A 17006-nucleotide genomic window follows, 5' to 3' on the forward strand; every position below is an offset into this window, starting at 1 on the left:
TTAATCTCCTAACAAATCTTGATGCAATATTAGGGTGTTATAGGAAAAGAATCCTTCTGCATAACGTAGGCCCGCTTCTTTCCCCATCATTCGCTCCCTTGCTTCAACCGCTTCTATGTATCCTTCCGTTAAAGGAGTCGACACTCCTCCAGACCCTTGGGTGAACTGGCTCGTATATGCCTCTAAGCTTCGAATCTTCGAATGCATATAGGCCTCAACATTCACTACAAATTGAGGTTTGTGAAAGCCGTTGATTATATAAAAATACAGATTATCCGCTTTATGTGCCGGAGTTGCGGGATGGAATTTTCGAATTCCAGCTGAAAAAAAAGCTTCTTTGATCAATCGTGAAGCATTACCATGATCAGGATGACGATCCTGGCCGTAGGGAGCGAATATCACTTTGGGCTTGTACATTCTGATCACGTTAACCACTTTTTGAATGTTTTCATCTGTTATGTAAATTCCTCTATCCGGAACATCCAAGGTCTCTCTCTTGTCGGCACCCAATATTTGTGCAGCTGACCTTGCTTCTTCTTTACGCATAGAAACGGTTCCATTTGAAGAAAGTTCGGCTTCTGTGAGATCACAAATTACAATCTTCTTTCCTTCAGCCGCATATTTTGCAAGGGTACCTCCCATGCCGATCTCCACGTCATCGGCATGGGCTCCAAATGCGAGGATGTCTATTTGTTGATCCACTTTACTCCTCCTTATCCTTTACCACACTTCGCCACTCGATATCTCCTCTTTCGAGCCCTTTCACCAATACTTCTGCTGTTCCCATATTGGTAGCTAATGGAACTTGATACACATCACATAGTCTGATTAAAGCAGATACATCAGGTTCATGCGGCTGAGCTGTTAAAGGGTCTCTAAAAAACAGGACAAGATCCATATTATTATTGGCAATATAAGAACCTATCTCCTGGTCTCCCCCCAGTGGACCTGAACGGAAACGATGGACAGATAACCCCGTTTCTTCCCCGATTCTCTTTCCCGTTGTTCCAGTGGCGAAAAGAGCGTGTTCTTCAATTATTGACTTATATGCCAATACGAAACGAATAAGATCGTCTTTTTTCTTATCATGAGCTATTAATGCGATATTCATAACACTCACCCTTTAATCTAGAATATTTTCCAGCCCGTACACAAGTGTATCCAGCTTCATGACCGTATCAACGGAAACTTTCACTCCTGACATGAAGCTTCCCCGGTTAAAAGAGTCATGGCGGATCGTTAATGTCTGACCCTCCGCTCCTAACATCACCTGTTGATGAGCAATTAATCCCGGCAGGCGGACACTATGGATATGTATGCCATCAACATTCGCCCCTCTTGCACCAGAATGCGTTTCCTTTTCATCAGGGTGCCCCTGCTGCTTCGATTCTCTCACTTCCCTGATCATTTCGGCTGTCTTAACGGCAGTCCCTGAAGGTGCATCCAGTTTTTGATCGTGATGTAATTCAATGATTTCCACATCATTGAAATACTTAGCTGCCATCTGGGAAAATTTCATCATAAGCACTGCTCCAATAGCAAAATTGGGGGCAATTATGCATCCCAGTGACTTTGATTCTGCAAGGGTTTTAAGTTCATTTAATTCATCTGTAGAGAAACCTGTCGTGCCCACAACTGGTCTAACACCGTATTCCAGTGCCGTTTTTGTATGGTGATAACCTACTTCTGGAGTTGTTAAATCGATAAGCACATCTGGGGTTTGATCTTGAAAACATGATTCAATATCCGCGTACACCGGTACATCTATATCTATTTCTTTCTTATAATCAATCACACTAATAAGCGTAAAATGTTCAATATCCTTTACTAACTGAACCGCTTCTTTCCCCATTCTTCCTCTTGGCCCAGCAATAGTGACGTTAATTTGTTCCATCTTCATCCCTACTTTCAATTCTTGTCCAGCGATCTTTATCTCTTGTATTAAATTTATCCATCACACGATTGTGGGCCTCTTCCAGGCTGATATCCAGGGAGTTCGCCAGGCAGATGACCACAAACAATAAATCCCCGAGTTCTTCCTCAATCGTCTTTTCTTCCTCTGAATTCTTCTTTGGTTTTTCTCCATAATAATGATTTACTTCTCTCGCCAGTTCACCTAGTTCCTCCGTGAGCCTCGCCACCATTGCTAATGGACTGAAATATCCTTCTTTAAATTGACTTATGTATTGATCTACCTCTTTTTGTAATTGATCCATCGTTTTTTTATTATCCATAAGAAGCCACACTCCTTCAGTATCTCCTATCATGTTAGCTAAATCCTTCCCGTTTGACAAATATTACGTTTGATTTATTAACTCTTCATTGCCAGTTCATTTTTCTTCTTATATAATGTCTCTGTCAACGAGATAATACGAATAGAAGGAGGGAAACACATATGTTGGTATTACGCTTAAAAAATATATTATTCATCCTGTTGGGGGCAGCTATCTTCGCATTTGGTCTTGTCCATTTTAATATCCAAAATAAATTGGCTGAAGGCGGATTTACCGGAATAACACTTATCCTTTATTTTTTATTTGACATTGATCCGTCTTACTCCAACCTGGCCTTAAATATCCCCCTATTTTTCTTAGGATGGAAGCTTCTCGGAAAGAAAGCTTTCTACTATACTGTACTCGGAACCGTCAGCCTCTCTGTATTTCTATGGATTTTCCAAAGATATCAAATGACCATCAACCTGGAAGGCGATCTGTTTCTTGCAGCATTATTTGCAGGGGTTTTTATCGGGGTTGGACTGGGGATTATTTTCAGATATGGCGGTACGACGGGCGGCGTTGATATCATCGCTCGACTCGCCCATAAGTACATAGGATGGAGCATGGGGAAAACGATGTTTATGTTTGACGCCATCGTCATTGGAGCGTCCCTCATCACGTACCTTGAATACAGGGAAGCCATGTATACACTGGTAGCTGTATTCGTTGCGGCAAGGGTCATTGACTTTATGCAGGAAGGGGCATACTCAGCCAGAGGAGCTATGATTATTTCCGACAGCCATGAAGAAATAGCGAGTGTCATTAATGAAAAAATGGACCGGGGGGTAACCGTGCTAAGAGGACATGGTTCGTTCACGAAACAAAACAGGGAAGTGCTCTACTGTGTGGTCGGAAAAAATGAAATCGTACGGCTGAAAAATATCATCACAAGCGTCGATCCACATGCATTCGTCTCCGTCACCGTAGTACATGACGTACTTGGCGAAGGATTTACATTAGACGCAGACAAGAACCCTTTACATGACTAACATGGATCTACCATATACAAAAAGAAGCTGGGCTCATAACTAGAGTCCAGCTTCTTCTTTATTTAGAATCAATCGTCACCATTCATCCCAGTAAAGATTAATACAAGTCTAAGTAATTCAATAACCGCAACTGCAGCAGCAGCTACATATGTCATTGCCGCGGCGTTCAATACTTTCCGTGCATGTCGTTCTTCTTCATTCCGAATCAGACCAAGTGAAACGATCTGGTTCATCGCCCGGGAAGAAGCATTGAATTCTACAGGAAGGGTGATTAATTGGAACACAACCCCCGCAGCCATCAGAATGATTCCAAGCAGGAACATTCCAGTCATTTGAGTGAACATTCCGATCAGCAAGAAGATCCAGGACATATTGGAGCCTATGTTCGCAACTGGAACCAACGCATGACGGAATCGTAGAAATGCATAGCTTTCAGCATCTTGAATCGCATGCCCGACTTCATGGGCCGCAACAGCTGCTCCCGCTACAGAATGTCCGTGATAGTTATCAGGTGACAATGCTACCGTTTTTGTAATCGGGTTGTAGTGGTCACTCAAAAACCCTCTGCCTTCCACGACCTTCACGTTGTGTAATCCATTGTCATCGAGAATCCTTCTAGCCATTTCCCTTCCAGTCATACCTGAAGTGGTGGCCACTCTTGAATATTTCTTAAACGTACTCTTTACACGCATTTGAGCTCCGATTGGAATAAGAGCAATGAGTAAAAAGTAAATTAAAAATCCTGCCATTATCGCAATAACCTCCAGATGATTAGATACATTAAATTTTATATTGATATAAAGATTCTGTCAATTTTTTTGACGCTCTGACTTTTTTGCCTCACCTTGTCCTTTATATTTTCTCCAACCTACATAAGATAATGTAGAAACAATGATACTACCGGTTGAAATAATCACCCACCAGAGGGAAGGATCCGCTTCATCCTCTTGTTTATTCTCAAACAGCTTCTCAAGGTCGGTTTCCAAGGATGTTAATTCGGTCATGGTTTCCGTACTTTCCAACACGTCTTGCCGGTAATGATCCAAGTAAGAAATCCTTGCGTCCAGCGCTTGAGCACGTTCTACCGGAATATCTAATTTAATACTTGGTTGGATAATATTATATTTCGATAAAAACACATTCAATGTGGTATGGTATTCATCTGCATTTCCATTTTCAGCTGCCGACTTCACCCCATTAAATGCTTCCATTATCGGGTCTTCCATTTCGACCCACAAAGGCTGATATTGACTGCTTAAAGCATCCATCACAAGGCGGAACTTTGTAACGGCGTTCACCTTCTGTTCCATGTCAGCAGAGGTCTGATTGATACTCTCCACTGCCAGATTATGTGAGATCGTAAGAATTCTAAGCTCATCCATTGAAAAAGAACGTTGTGCGCTTAAAGACGCAAATTCATCAGAAAAATAAACCAGTAGATGTTTCGCTTCTTCATATCTTCCAGCCTTTGTCATTTGCAAGGCCTGGTCTGCAACTTCATCAAGCTCGTTCATCGGAGACGTCGACTCTACTGCATTTAATGGGTGAGGTATTAAAATGAGAAAAAAGAAAAGCGCGATAAAGAATTGGATAAATTTCATACTTGTCCCCCCTAAAACTACTAGTAAAGTTTATGAAAGGGTGGACAAGAGTAGACCAAAAAAAGACTATGGCATAAGTTGAATATCTAAGCGTTTCGTTTTTTGTGTGAAGATATAAGCGATAGCGATCGAGACAATACTTAACCAAAAAGTGAAGTATCCAATATGTTGTATGTACATATACAAACTTGAGTAAACGGGAAACTGCATATATACGTAATCGATGATGTCATTATGTACAGTCCATACTGCACCGGCTATAATGTGCCAAATCCTCACCCGGTAAAAGGAAGAATACAATATTCCTTGTATAGCCATTGCTCCATGTGACACCATGAGCATATAGCCCTCCCAAGGTAAATCTCCGGAAACCCACAGTGTTAACAAATTCATTACCACGGCCCATATCCCATATTTAAACAGTGTGATAATGGCTAACACTTCAAATAATGGCCAATTGCGATTCAGTAAAAATGCTATGAGAACGAAACAAAAAAACAGACTGGCTGTCGGGCTGTCGGGAACAAACACTAAAAATTGCGAGGGAGTATTTCGTAGTTGAGAGATATACCATATATAACCGTATATAGTGCCAAACACATTCACAATGAGAAGCAACCATACAAACGTTTTGTTCTTCAAGATGGACATGATCCAGAGCATTTATTTAATCCTCTCTTTCAAGTAGAAAAAAAAGAGCCAACGTAAGCCGGCCCTTTTTCACTATTTATTCTTTTAAACCAGAGATGAATTCAGCCAGTTTGTCCAGCTCTTCGTCTGATCCTTTAAATAAACCTGCAGGCATACCTGGTGGTTTACCGTTTTTAGCAATATCCGCTACTTCTTCAGGTGAGAGGCCAGTTGCAACTAAAGAAGGTCCTGCTCCACCTTGCAGATTTTCACCATGACAGTTAATACAACCGTTTTTCTGGTCTGCATAGATTTTATACCCTTCAGATTCTTTATCGATATCCACTTCAGCCTGAATCTTACCTTGTTCCTTCGCTGCTTCCCAATCATGAGTCACAACTGATTCCCAAGTCAAGAAATATGTTGCTGCAAGTGCCAATAACATGAATCCTACTGCAAATGGACGTTTCGTTGGGCGACGTTCAGGTCCTACGTCGATAAATGGAGCAAGTAAAAGCGCTCCAAATGCGATTCCAGGAATAACGAATGCTCCAATAACATTATAAGGTCCAGATGCATATGTGTATTTAAGTAATTGGTATAAGAATAAGAAATACCAGTCAGGTAATGGAATATATCCAGTATCTGTTGGATCGGCAACACGCTCTAACGGTGATGGATGAGCAACCGTTAAACATAGATAACCGATTAGGAAAACAGCTCCAACTAACCATTCTTTTAGTAAGAAGTTTGGCCAGAAAGCCTCTGTTTTTCCAGGGAACTCCGAATAATCTTTAGGAATATTCGGCTTTCTGTCTGCAGGTACACGTGAGTCCCCTACAAACTTCATCCCTTTTCCTCGATGCATAGCGTCCCCCTCCTTCTAATTTAAGGTTTATTAAATTATGTTCGTATCTTATAGTGGTCCTGAAATACCTTGCTTACGGATCATCAGGAAGTGAGCTCCCATTAGTCCAAGCAATGCTGCAGGCAGGAAGAATACATGAATAGCGAAGAATCTCGTTAGTGTTTGTGCACCAATGATAGAAGAATCTCCTGCGAGTAAGATCTTCACTTGCTCACCGATAAATGGTGTAGCAGCTGCGATTTCAATACCAACCTTCGTAGCGAATAGCGCTTTCATATCCCACGGTAATAAGTAACCAGTGAAACCAAGTCCTAACATTACGAAGAAAATAAGTACTCCAACAACCCAGTTCAATTCACGAGGTTTTTTGTATGCACCTTGGAAGAAGACACGTAGTGTATGTAAGAACATCATTACGATAACCAAACTAGCTCCCCAGTGATGCATTCCACGGACAATTTGTCCAAATGCAACTTCATTTTGCAGGTAATACACAGATTCCCAAGCGTTTTTAATATCTGGAACATAGTACATTGTCAGGAACATTCCAGATAAAATTTGAATTACGGTAACGAAGAATGTTAAACCACCAAAGCAGTAAACAAACGCTGAAAAATGATGCGCCGGGTTTACATGTTCAGGTACTTCGTGATCCGCAATATCGCGCCACAAAGGCGTAATGTCCAAACGCTCGTCAACCCAATCATAGATTTTGTTCAGCACAGATTACGCCCCCTTACTTAACATATTTATTTGGTTCAGGTTGTCCAAGGTATAAAATACCGTCTTTTTCTTTTGTTGGATATACATCCAACGGTGCTGTCGGTGGTGTACCAGGAACATTTTTCCCGTTTTTCTCATACAAACCACCATGACAAGGGCAATAGAACTTGTTTGGGTTACTCTTGTCGCCCGCCCAGTTTACAGTACATCCAAGATGCTTACATACTGGTGAAAGAGCAACTACATTCCCCTCTTTGTTCTTATAAACCCATGCAGTTTGTGTTACTTCTGATGTGTACCACGCATCTTTTTGTTCATAAGAGAAATCGACACGTACTGGTTCGTTCGTTAACTCTGAAACTTTTTGCTTTGTCGCTTTAAATTCTCCAGCAGCTGAAGTTTTTAATACTGGATCTACAGCAAATCGAACCATCGGCATTAACATTCCTGCCGCCATGAAACCGCCTACACCCGTAAGTGTATAGTTAAGGAATTGACGTCTAGATACACGATGTTTGCTCATCCTTTTCCCCCCTCTATCGTAAGGTAAGTCCATCGGACATATTTCGCACAAATATAAAACTAGGACATAACTATGATATATTAAACTCTATACAAGGTCAATAACTCTCTAATCTAAATGATGGACACAATGTGAAGTTTTTATGAATTTTTTTGCCATTTTTGTACAATCACATTTAAGAGCTGCTTCACTTGATCTTCCATGATGGAATGTTTGTACTGTTCATCTAGATGCTCAAGTGGTACAGAAGGCACCCAAATCAAGCGGTCATGCAACTTTCCCTCTACCTTTTTCCATTCGCTGTCCGATGTAAGAAAGAACGTATGTTTCACTCCGCTGGCACTTAATTCCCCCGCCCACTGAGTTAATCTTGAAACCTCATTCTCTCTTGAAGTAGACATAGTATACGTAAATGGAGGTGTCATGATCATCCTACCCTTAAATTGCCTTTCAAGGTGAAAGGTTAGCAGCGTGATGAATTCGGATTGTGCTGCGGACACTTTGATATCCTTTAGAAAATCAACAGGAACAATCGGAATGACGGCCGTATCTATGTATTCTTTTTCAGATTCAAAGACTTCAATATCTTTAACGTTCCAATTCATTTAAAACCCTCGTTTCTTCTTTCATTTTTCACTTCCCATCATATCACTTTATAACACTCGTTTAAAAGCGATTTCACTTTTTTAATAGTATGCTCCATAAACCTTCTTCCTATTTATCTGAACCTATAGAATGAGGCTCTTTTTCGAAAAGATTGTTGCTTTAAGCAATAAGGTTTCCTAGGCTCTGCCAATTAGTTTGTGCTGGATGGTGAGGGGAAGTGCTTCGCTTTCCGCGGACGTTCCGCCGAGCCTCCTCAGCTTCGCTTCCGGGGTCTCGGCACGAACGGTACTTCCGCAGGAGTCTACGCACTACCCCCTCACCATCTGTAAGAAATTATCTTTACAGAGCTTAAAAGGGACAAAATCCTTTTAAAAGATTGGTTGGTGTATTATAAATTTTAATATCAAAATTCATGCTTATTTAGTTTATTGAAGCGGAAGATGCTCAACTCCAAATTTGAATTTTTCAATATTCGGAATGGTTTTTTGTTTTTTTCTATCTGGCATATGCAAACAAAATATCGAAGCACAGAGTGGATTGTAGCGGAAGGCATTTGACTCCTGCGGAAAATGGAGGAAAGGTCGAGACCCCACAAGTGAATAAAAAAGCTCGAATGAAGAGATGTACCTTTCTCTTCATTCGAGCTTTTAGCTTAAGCTATTCAATTCTTGGGTTAATTTCTTGAAGGATTTTTCATCACCTGTATCAAGAGCCTGATCAATGGCCTTTAGTAATCGATCACGTTGAAAGGTTTGCAAACTGTCTTTGAGGAATTGTTCTGCAACAATCCTGTCTTTTTCATTAATCAATAGATACTTCGGCATAAACGGGTTTTCTTCAAGTACTGCTGCAAATTGATAACTTGAATTTGCCTTACTGAAGTTCAATTGAATATAAATATCTTCGTCTTTATTTAAACGAATATCGTGAAATGACTTCTCCGCATCAGTTGTCATGATGTTCTCTTTGTAGAATCGGAATGGCACATCCTCAACACAATGCGTGGACATCACAAGACCTCTTGGACAGTACTGAGATTCTTCAACAAAATGAACTTTTTTCATTAATTGGTCATGACTCATCAGGTAATTCAGTATCCACACACATTCTCTTCTTTTTAATTGATATCGGTTTAAAAACCAGCGAATAAATTCTTTCTTCTCGTTGACAGAAACAGGGGTGGTCATGGTTTTCCCTCCTCTGCAGAATCCTTTTTAGTTTAGGTCCGTTTTCCTTTTGAATACAGTTAAAAACGTTAGCAACTCTAAGGTGTTCTCATGTTTACACACCAGTAAATCCCTTTGTACCACCGACGTCGTTTAGTCTTGTAATCTTTCAATCAAGTCCTGCCACTCATCATTTGAAGGATCCATTTCAATCAGGTGCTTATATACTTCTACTGCTTCACCTCTGAGTCCTTCTTCTACTAAAAATTGTCCGTACTCTAGTAAAAACTCTTGATGATTCTTAAAGTAAGTATATGCAATACGGTATTGTTTTAATGCATGATTAAATTGTTCAAGCCCCTCATAGGCCTTTGCAAGATCCCAGTTGATTTGCGGCTCTTCTTCCCCTTCAACCGTAAGCATCTGGGCAATCTCCAATACATCCTCAAATCGATCTTGCGTAAAGAACAATTTATTTATGACTAAAGCTGCTTCGACATAACCAGGATCTAAGGCTAATGCTTCCCTAAAAAATAATTCTGCCTCTTTTTCCAGCCCAAGCTTTAAGGAAACTTTCCCACCAAACAAATTCAGTTCCTTGTTGTATTCATCCTGTTTTACGCCCTCTTGAATGGTTTCCAGGCTTTCCTGCAGCTTTTCTTCGTGTTCATAGGACCTCGCTAATAATAAATACACCGAATGATATTCCGGATCCAGCTCTTTAACCGAAATAAGCTTTTCAATGGCTTTTTCATAGAATCCAGCCTGATATGCAGTAACAGCATATCCGAACAGTGTATTGATTTCCAAGTGATCTTCCAGAGCCTTTTCGTAATGTGTCAATGCTTCTTCAAAGGCTCCTCCTACACTATAAGCTTCGGCTAACCTTTGATGAACATTGGTTCCCCCCAGCTCGGTCGTGCCTCTCTGAATAAGGGCATGATAATGCCTTATCGCTTCAAGGAACCTGCCTGTTTCAGAGTATAATTCCCCCAGTCCGAAATCAATGACAGGTTCGTCGGGTAATAACTTCTTGGCTTGTAAAAGCTTCTGTTCACTAACTTCAAATAAACCTTGCATTTGATACAGATCTGCCAAAAGAAGCAAAGCTCTTGGATAGGTCGGATCTTCTTCATCCAATTCTGCGAGTTTGTCTATCGCTTCTTCTTCATTATCCATCTCAACGAGAACTTCTGCGATCTCGATCACTAGTTCTCCCTCTCCTGGATAATATTCCAACAGATTTTCATACAACTCTTTTGCTTCTTCCAGAAACCCTAAATGGTGTAATTCTTCAGCCAGACTGAATTTCTCTTCATGACTTCCAAACTTCAATGCTTGCTTATATTGTTTTTTTGCTTCGTCCAATTTCCCTTCTTCTAATGAAGATAACATTTGTTCAGCGTATGACATGGTCAATCCCTTTCTATAAAAAAGCTAATAGTCATTAAATAAAGTACCCCGGTGTTTGGATGACTAGTTCTTCACCAGCACCAGGATAATAATAGCCTCTATTATTTAAGTAATAACATTTTCCTTTATTCATTGTACATTTTAGCACATGATGATCAATTTTAAATGCCAGGGGCTCAGCACCCGTCTCACCTTCGACATTCATATAGAGGTTATAACTTATTTCTCCACCCACCAAAAAATTTCCTCTAAGGGGATATATTCCAATTTTCTTCAGTTCTTCTAATCTCATAGGTTCTTTTTGCGGGATTTCATTTGAAAGATGAGGGATTTTCTCGTTTTCCATCGTATTTTGCCATATTTTAAGATGCTTTAATTTTGTTTTTTTGTCTATATTTGTCGTAAAAAAAGGGACAAAAGTAATAGGATAATCATATAAACATTCTTTGATCCATCCCCAGCGAATTCCCTTGAATGATTCTAATTCGTCAATGTCAATCCAGACAACGGGAACTTTATGTCTTTTACATGACCGAATGACTGTAGGGGTAATTAGATTTGCGGATGTTTTTAACCCTATCGTGTAATCAAGAGGACTATTTAACAAGGAGGTTTTGCGTTCATTCAACTTAGCTAAGAATTCGTATTCATACCCTAATTTGAATGCCGTCAGGACAGTAGTACAACCTTTGTGGATAAATTCATCCAGGTAATAACTCTTTATTGAAAGAAAATCAGTTATTTCAGGCACTTCTAAGTCACACATTACATGTCCGGGAGTCATCATGAAAGATGAAACATCCATCCTCATGTACCGATAATAAGAAAACCTGTCTCTTATGGCCGATATTTTATCGTCTTTAACAAGTAAAGAAGTTTGAGTGATCTTGGAGTCTTTAACCCAATTCGCATTTTCAATAATATACGTACTCAAATCGCCATCACCTTCCTTTATAGACAAGCTATGAAAAAAGGGATGAAATCATGCTATGCATTCATATAAAAGGAGAGGTGTTTGGACTGATTCATAGCCCGAACACCTCCCAATAGGAATTCATATACATTATTTTTTTAACAGCTTGTTTATATGCTCAAAGAAAGTTGGGTACGAAATGTTCACAGCATCCGCACCTTCAAGGTAGACATCAGAATTTGTTATTAAAGAAGCTACAGCCAGAGTCATTCCAATCCGATGATCCCCCCAGGAATGGACCTCACCGCCATGTAATGGCGTTTTCCCTTCAATAATCATGCCGTCCTCAGTTCCTTGAATATCAGCACCAAGGTTGCCAAGCTCTTGTACAATGGCATCGATACGATTTGTTTCCTTAACCTTTAACTCTTCTGCATCCTTAATTAAGGTCTTTCCCTTTGCCTGGGATGCTAACAAGGCGATAACAGGTATTTCATCAATTAATGATGGGATCAGTTCTCCACCAATTTCTATTCCCGTAAGATCTGAAGATTCAACCAGGATGTCCCCTATCGGCTCTCCACTTTTTGAACTCGCCATTATTTCAATGGATGCCCCCATCTTCTTCATCACTTCAACAATCCCCACACGGGTTTCATTAAGACCGACATTTTTCAGGAGCACTCTACTATTCGGCACAATTGCAGCGGCTACCATAAAGAAGGCTGCTGAGGAAATATCCCCGGGGACATAGACTTCAGTTCCTTTTAACGCCTGACCGCCTTTTACCTTGATAGTATCTCCATGCCTTTCGATATGGCCACCAAATTCGATAATCATTTTTTCAGTATGGTTTCTTGTTTTTTCAGGTTCTTGAATTTCAGTTGTACCTTCTGCCTGGAGCCCTGCCAACAAGAGAGCAGACTTCACCTGTGCACTCGCTACAGGCAACTTGTATGTAATTCCTTTGAGGCCACCCCCTCTGATTGATAAAGGGGTATAATTGCCTTCTGAACGACCGTCTATTTTAGTCCCGAACAATTTTAATGGTTCTGTCACTCTTTTCATTGGGCGTTTAGCAATCGAGTCATCTCCAATAAGGATTGAATGAAAAGGTCTCCCTGCCAATATCCCCATAATAAGACGAGTAGTAGTACCTGAATTACCTACATCCAGTATGTCCTGTGGTTCTGATAAATGATTCCAGCCTTTACCTGAAACAATCACTTCCTCATCTGTTACTCTGATATCGACGCCTAACTTACGGAAGCATTCGATCGTGCTTAAACAATCCTCTCCCATAAGAAAATTATGTATAACGGTTTTCCCTTCCGCAACTGAACCAAACATAACAGCCCGATGTGAGATCGATTTATCCCCGGGAACATGCAATTCTCCATTAAGACCTTTTTGGGGATTTGTTAATTTCTTTTTTCCTTCCATCCTTATCACCCTTTACCCTAAGAATAATTCATAATCCGTATTTTGTTTTAAGCAGTTTAAAGCCCTTTCTCTATCTTCGAGTGTTTGAAAGCTGATGACTAATACTCCGTAAATATCTTCTCTCGTTTCCAGGATTCTTATGTTTGTTAAACTGATGTTTTCCCCGGCAAGGTATGCAGTAACTTCAGATATCACCCCTGGATAATCAGGAACATCAACAAATAAGTCATAGAACGAAGGGATGGCTCCTTTTTCAAGGATGGGAAGATCATCCCGAAAAGTTTTCGCTTCTGTGAAGTAATCAAAGATTCCCTGTGAGTCCTTCTCTTCAATAATGGTGATGACTTCATCCATTTCTGTTTTCCATTGTTTGAGAAGTGAAAGCAAAACCGCTCTGTTCTGAAGTGTGATATCCTTCCACATCGTCGGGTTAGAAGAGGCAATCCGTGTGATATCACGGAATCCTCCAGCAGCGAGCCTCCGCAAATAAGGGTGCTGTACAGAAGATTCTTTCGCTTGATGAACAAGGGATGCCGCTACAATATGTGGAAAATGACTGATCGTACCCGTTAATTCATCGTGCTCCCTGGGTTCTACTATCAAAAATTTAGCATGCGTTCCTTTCAGCCATTCTTGAAGTACTTCAACTTCGTTACCAGTAGCACCAGAACCTGGAGTCAGCATATAGAAGGCATTTTCAAATAAGATTTTTTTAGCTGCTGCAACACCGCTTTTATGAGAACCCGCCATCGGGTGCCCACCAATGAACTGAATCCCTTTAGCGGTCAGTTCCTCGGAACACTTCATAATGTGTTCTTTTGTGCTCCCCGTGTCGGTAATTATCACCGTTTCCTTTAAAGCGAATGATTGAAACTGCGCAATAATCTTTTCAGTTTGAAAAACTGGTGTGGAAATGATGATGAGATCCGCTCTTTCAGCAGCAGACTGTAAAGATAGTGACATTTCATCTATTATTCCCAGTGATCTCGCCAACCTTAACTCTTTATGATTAATATCATGTCCAATGATTTTAGCATCGGGGTGTTCGCTCTTTATACAGAGTGCTAATGAGCCTCCGATTAATCCCATCCCAATGACCAAGACCGTGCCTTTCATGATTGTCCCCCTCATTTGATTTGAAAAAAGTCGGAAAGGGCTCAAAATTCTAAGCCGTTCCGACCATTCATTCCTTTTTATACTTGATTTTGAAGGACTAGAAATTCCTTCATTATCTCAATAACCTCTTCATTTTGTTCATGTGAGCCTACCGTTACCCGAACAGAATGAGGATATCCCAGAGACTCTCCGGACCGTACAATGAATCCCTTACTCATTAAGTATTGAAACACATCATCACCGCTTACACCGAAATCGATTAACACGAAGTTTGCTTGTGATGGAATATAATGCAGACCGTGTTCCTCGCAGAACTGGTAATACTGCTCCAGTCCTTTGCGATTGTGCTCCCTGCATTCTCTTATAAACGTCTGGTCCCCAACGGCTGCGGATGCGGCTCCCTGACCCAAAGCATTATTATTAAACGGTTCTCGGATTGGTTCTAATTTTCCTATCACTTCTTCATTCGCGATTCCGAAACCTACTCGAAAGCCGGCAAGACCGTAGGCCTTTGAGAAAGTACGTGTAATCAATAATTGAGGGTGTGATTTTAATAATTCCAATGAATTATAGTAGTCCCCTGCCACAACATATTCATAATAGGCTTCATCCAATACGACTAATACATGTGCAGGAACCTCATCGAGGAAGGAGATGAGTTCCTCACTGCGAATATATTCCCCAGTTGGATTATTCGGTGAACAAAGCCAAACGACTGAGGTCGTTTCATCAATTTCAGCAAGCATCTTGGTTAATTGATGTCTGCCAGCTGAGTCAAGGGGAACTTCTCTTATTTCTGCTCCTTCAATAATGGCATTGTGCTTATACTGAGGGAAAGTCGGCGTAGCCATAACCGTGCTCTTATCACCATCTAATAATGCTCTTGAAATCATCTGTATCACTTCATCTGATCCATTCCCGAAAAGTAACTGTCCAGGGTCCACAGATAGCTGCTCTGCTACCTTCATTCGCAATTCCTTCGCATAGCCGTCGGGATAAATCGCATGTGAAACAGCGTTCGTCTTGAGAAAGGTTTCAACGTTCTTTGAACAGCCGAATGGATTTTCATTCGAAGCAAGCTTCACTACTTTGTCGAGATTGAATAGTTCTTTCACATCATCCATCGTTTTCCCGGGCTGGTATGCCTTAAGATTTTGAATCTGAGATCTCCACTTCATGCTTACCTTCCTTTCAATCGTTTTCATTCGAAATAGGCGGGGTATCTTTCAAGTCAGGACGAAGGCTGACTGCATTTTTCATATAAATATGTTGGATGTCTTTCTGAGGTGTAGATGTATTTAAATGAATCATCACTCTAATACAATATGGCAATGCATCAGAGACATCCAACTCCTGCATACACATTACAGGGACATATTTCCACTCTTCAATCCTTCTTAATGCTTTTGCCGGAAATACACTCCCGATGTCACTGGTGGCAGAAATAAATACAGATGCAACATCCTCTGCCATAATATTATTATGTAAAATCATTTCCCTTAAGAGACTTTCAGTTGAAAGGAGAACATCCTTTTCATTGTCACAATCCGTTGTAGTGGCACCTCGAACTCCCCTGATCATTCTTCCACTCTCCCTTTACTCCGGCTAATGAGCTCTATTTTTACTTTCGTGATTCATTAAGACCAGATTTCTAATTAAATTTTCGAATAAATTGATCTGCCCGCCTTAATTCCTCTACAGAAACTTTCACCATCAATGGTTTCCCAATATCCTTCAATAACACAAAAACAGGATTTCCATGCTGGGATTTCTTATCAAGTTTCATTCCTTCATATAAATTGTCAAAAGTGATATGAGATGGAATGTTCAGATTGTACCCAAGTGAAGCGACCCAATCTATAAATCCTTGTAAATCAAATGTAAGTTCGCAGTATTGTTCACTAAGATGCAGAGCAAAAATCATCCCGATCATCACCGATTCACCATGCGTTCGATTTCCGTATCCACTGGCACTTTCAACAGCATGGCCATACGTATGCCCAAAATTTAAAAACGCTCGGATATTCGATTCTCTCTCGTCCTTCGAAACAATATTTCCTTTAACACGGATCCCTTTCATCAGACAATCCGTTAGAAATTCATGATCCAACTGTTCCGGGGAATGAAAATTATCCATCAACTCCTGTAAAAAAGCTCGATCGGATAAAAAGGCGTGCTTGATCACTTCTGAGAATCCGGATAGTACTTCCGTTTTCGGTAAAGTAGTCATATAATCTAAATCAAAAAACACACCTTCAGGCTGATAAAATTGCCCTACCATATTTTTGCCAAGGGGGTGGTTAATCGCTACCTTCCCTCCAACAGCACTATCATGAGCGAGTATCGTAGTAGGGACACCAATGAAGGGGATCCCCCTCATATAGGTGGAAGCGACGAAACCTGCAAGATCGCCGATGGCTCCGCCTCCGAATGCTATCACCATGGCACTGCGATCGACATGATTTGCAAGACCGTGGGTGATGGCATCTTCATATACAGCGAAACTTTTGGCGTGTTCTCCTTTAGGAGCCAGATAAGTCGTTACGTCATATGATCGACTTAAAATCTCTGTAAAAGCTGTTCCATGAAGGTTGAAGACCTCTTTATCCGCGATGATCCACAATTTAGATACTTGCGGAAAGGTCTTTTTTATAAAAGAAACAATTTCATTCGTCATATCCACTCCAATTTTTACATCATACGTTTTGGAAGTAGTTTGAATGGTTATCTGTTTCATTC

20 protein-coding genes are annotated in these 17006 nt (G+C 40.6%); 1 reads left to right on the forward strand and 19 read right to left on the reverse strand.

The genetic code is table 11. The features are described 5' to 3' along the window. The 4 genes from bshB1 to ACYH0O_RS15480 are packed head-to-tail and all read right to left on the reverse strand — an operon-like array spanning position 1 to position 2294. A complete protein-coding gene (gene bshB1 / locus ACYH0O_RS15465; protein ID WP_482629435.1) occupies positions 1-702 on the reverse strand; it encodes a bacillithiol biosynthesis deacetylase BshB1 in 702 nt (233 codons plus the stop codon). 1 nt (position 703) lies between these two features. Next, entirely contained in the window at positions 704-1111 is a 408-nt protein-coding gene (gene mgsA, locus ACYH0O_RS15470; RefSeq protein WP_148969449.1) for a methylglyoxal synthase, read from the reverse strand. A 12-nt stretch (positions 1112-1123) separates the two neighbouring features. Further along, positions 1124-1894: a 4-hydroxy-tetrahydrodipicolinate reductase gene (dapB, locus tag ACYH0O_RS15475; RefSeq protein WP_482629436.1), complete on the reverse strand. Its 771-nt coding sequence runs from the start codon at positions 1892-1894 to the stop codon at positions 1124-1126. After that, positions 1881-2294: a nucleotide pyrophosphohydrolase gene (locus ACYH0O_RS15480; RefSeq protein WP_482629437.1), complete on the reverse strand. Its 414-nt coding sequence runs from the start codon at positions 2292-2294 to the stop codon at positions 1881-1883. The genes dapB and ACYH0O_RS15480 overlap by 14 nt, the downstream gene beginning before the upstream one ends. Positions 2295-2395: 101 nt before the next feature. Between ACYH0O_RS15480 and ACYH0O_RS15485 the strand changes: the two genes are divergently transcribed. Continuing rightward, positions 2396-3265, forward strand: a complete 870-nt coding sequence (locus tag ACYH0O_RS15485) for a YitT family protein (RefSeq protein ID WP_482629438.1) — start codon at positions 2396-2398, stop codon at positions 3263-3265. A gap of 68 nt (positions 3266-3333) precedes the next feature. On the opposite strand, the gene ACYH0O_RS15490 is transcribed toward ACYH0O_RS15485, so the two are convergent. The 15 genes from ACYH0O_RS15490 to aroB form a co-directional block, all read right to left on the reverse strand. Continuing rightward, positions 3334-4014 carry a zinc metallopeptidase gene (locus ACYH0O_RS15490; RefSeq protein ID WP_113970695.1) on the reverse strand — a complete coding sequence of 227 codons (681 nt, stop codon included), beginning with the start codon at positions 4012-4014 and terminating at the stop codon, positions 3334-3336. A 60-nt stretch (positions 4015-4074) separates the two neighbouring features. After that, positions 4075-4866, reverse strand: a complete 792-nt coding sequence (gene ypjB, locus ACYH0O_RS15495; protein WP_482629439.1) for a sporulation protein YpjB — start codon at positions 4864-4866, stop codon at positions 4075-4077. A 66-nt stretch (positions 4867-4932) separates the two neighbouring features. Beyond that, positions 4933-5529, reverse strand: coding sequence for a lipoprotein heptaprenylglyceryl N-acetyltransferase LhaT (gene lhaT / locus ACYH0O_RS15500; protein ID WP_482629440.1), 597 nt, complete (start codon positions 5527-5529; stop codon positions 4933-4935). Positions 5530-5593: 64 nt separating this feature from the next. Then, the gene (locus ACYH0O_RS15505) at positions 5594-6364 is read right to left on the reverse strand and encodes a menaquinol-cytochrome c reductase cytochrome b/c subunit (protein ID WP_113970697.1); all 771 of its coding nucleotides are present in this window, start codon (positions 6362-6364) and stop codon (positions 5594-5596) included. Between the two features lie 48 nt (positions 6365-6412). Next, positions 6413-7087, reverse strand: coding sequence for a menaquinol-cytochrome c reductase cytochrome b subunit (qcrB, locus tag ACYH0O_RS15510; RefSeq protein ID WP_044336350.1), 675 nt, complete (start codon positions 7085-7087; stop codon positions 6413-6415). 13 nt (positions 7088-7100) lie between these two features. Next, positions 7101-7610, reverse strand: a complete 510-nt coding sequence (locus tag ACYH0O_RS15515) for a QcrA and Rieske domain-containing protein (protein ID WP_044336348.1) — start codon at positions 7608-7610, stop codon at positions 7101-7103. A gap of 140 nt (positions 7611-7750) precedes the next feature. After that, entirely contained in the window at positions 7751-8215 is a 465-nt protein-coding gene (locus ACYH0O_RS15520; protein ID WP_482629441.1) for a YpiF family protein, read from the reverse strand. A gap of 648 nt (positions 8216-8863) precedes the next feature. Continuing rightward, positions 8864-9403, reverse strand: coding sequence for a ReoY family proteolytic degradation factor (locus ACYH0O_RS15525; RefSeq protein ID WP_149156921.1), 540 nt, complete (start codon positions 9401-9403; stop codon positions 8864-8866). A 132-nt stretch (positions 9404-9535) separates the two neighbouring features. Then, positions 9536-10795, reverse strand: a complete 1260-nt coding sequence (locus ACYH0O_RS15530; RefSeq protein ID WP_482629442.1) for a tetratricopeptide repeat protein — start codon at positions 10793-10795, stop codon at positions 9536-9538. Positions 10796-10829: 34 nt separating this feature from the next. Then, entirely contained in the window at positions 10830-11729 is a 900-nt protein-coding gene (locus tag ACYH0O_RS15535) for a hypothetical protein (protein ID WP_482629443.1), read from the reverse strand. Positions 11730-11858: 129 nt separating this feature from the next. Beyond that, entirely contained in the window at positions 11859-13151 is a 1293-nt protein-coding gene (gene aroA / locus ACYH0O_RS15540; protein ID WP_482629444.1) for a 3-phosphoshikimate 1-carboxyvinyltransferase, read from the reverse strand. A gap of 12 nt (positions 13152-13163) precedes the next feature. Then, entirely contained in the window at positions 13164-14267 is a 1104-nt protein-coding gene (locus ACYH0O_RS15545) for a prephenate dehydrogenase (RefSeq protein WP_482629445.1), read from the reverse strand. Between the two features lie 77 nt (positions 14268-14344). Then, positions 14345-15445 carry a histidinol-phosphate transaminase gene (gene hisC, locus ACYH0O_RS15550; protein ID WP_482629446.1) on the reverse strand — a complete coding sequence of 367 codons (1101 nt, stop codon included), beginning with the start codon at positions 15443-15445 and terminating at the stop codon, positions 14345-14347. Between the two features lie 13 nt (positions 15446-15458). Next, entirely contained in the window at positions 15459-15848 is a 390-nt protein-coding gene (aroH, locus tag ACYH0O_RS15555) for a chorismate mutase (RefSeq protein WP_482629447.1), read from the reverse strand. A 70-nt stretch (positions 15849-15918) separates the two neighbouring features. After that, positions 15919-17004 (reverse strand): 3-dehydroquinate synthase, encoded by a 1086-nt coding sequence (gene aroB, locus ACYH0O_RS15560; protein ID WP_482629448.1) that lies wholly within the window; start codon positions 17002-17004, stop codon positions 15919-15921. Between the last annotated feature and the right edge of the window lie 2 nt (positions 17005-17006).

Source organism: Rossellomorea sp. H136 (genome assembly GCF_056838065.1).

What these genes read in the sequence shown, in the direction of transcription:
- mgsA (WP_148969449.1), bottom strand. Translation starts at nt 1,111, where the DNA reads ATGAATATCGCATTAATAGCTCATGATAAGAAAAAAGACGATCTTATT.
- dapB (WP_482629436.1), bottom strand. Translation starts at nt 1,894, where the DNA reads ATGGAACAAATTAACGTCACTATTGCTGGGCCAAGAGGAAGAATGGGG.
- ACYH0O_RS15485 (WP_482629438.1), top strand. Translation starts at nt 2,396, where the DNA reads ATGTTGGTATTACGCTTAAAAAATATATTATTCATCCTGTTGGGGGCA.
- ACYH0O_RS15490 (WP_113970695.1), bottom strand. Translation starts at nt 4,014, where the DNA reads ATGGCAGGATTTTTAATTTACTTTTTACTCATTGCTCTTATTCCAATC.
- ypjB (WP_482629439.1), bottom strand. Translation starts at nt 4,866, where the DNA reads ATGAAATTTATCCAATTCTTTATCGCGCTTTTCTTTTTTCTCATTTTA.
- lhaT (WP_482629440.1), bottom strand. Translation starts at nt 5,529, where the DNA reads ATGCTCTGGATCATGTCCATCTTGAAGAACAAAACGTTTGTATGGTTG.
- ACYH0O_RS15505 (WP_113970697.1), bottom strand. Translation starts at nt 6,364, where the DNA reads ATGCATCGAGGAAAAGGGATGAAGTTTGTAGGGGACTCACGTGTACCT.
- ACYH0O_RS15515 (WP_044336348.1), bottom strand. Translation starts at nt 7,610, where the DNA reads ATGAGCAAACATCGTGTATCTAGACGTCAATTCCTTAACTATACACTT.
- ACYH0O_RS15520 (WP_482629441.1), bottom strand. Translation starts at nt 8,215, where the DNA reads ATGAATTGGAACGTTAAAGATATTGAAGTCTTTGAATCTGAAAAAGAA.
- ACYH0O_RS15525 (WP_149156921.1), bottom strand. Translation starts at nt 9,403, where the DNA reads ATGACCACCCCTGTTTCTGTCAACGAGAAGAAAGAATTTATTCGCTGG.
- ACYH0O_RS15530 (WP_482629442.1), bottom strand. Translation starts at nt 10,795, where the DNA reads ATGTCATACGCTGAACAAATGTTATCTTCATTAGAAGAAGGGAAATTG.
- aroA (WP_482629444.1), bottom strand. Translation starts at nt 13,151, where the DNA reads ATGGAAGGAAAAAAGAAATTAACAAATCCCCAAAAAGGTCTTAATGGA.
- ACYH0O_RS15545 (WP_482629445.1), bottom strand. Translation starts at nt 14,267, where the DNA reads ATGAAAGGCACGGTCTTGGTCATTGGGATGGGATTAATCGGAGGCTCA.
- hisC (WP_482629446.1), bottom strand. Translation starts at nt 15,445, where the DNA reads ATGAAGTGGAGATCTCAGATTCAAAATCTTAAGGCATACCAGCCCGGG.
- aroH (WP_482629447.1), bottom strand. Translation starts at nt 15,848, where the DNA reads ATGATCAGGGGAGTTCGAGGTGCCACTACAACGGATTGTGACAATGAA.
- aroB (WP_482629448.1), bottom strand. Translation starts at nt 17,004, where the DNA reads ATGAAACAGATAACCATTCAAACTACTTCCAAAACGTATGATGTAAAA.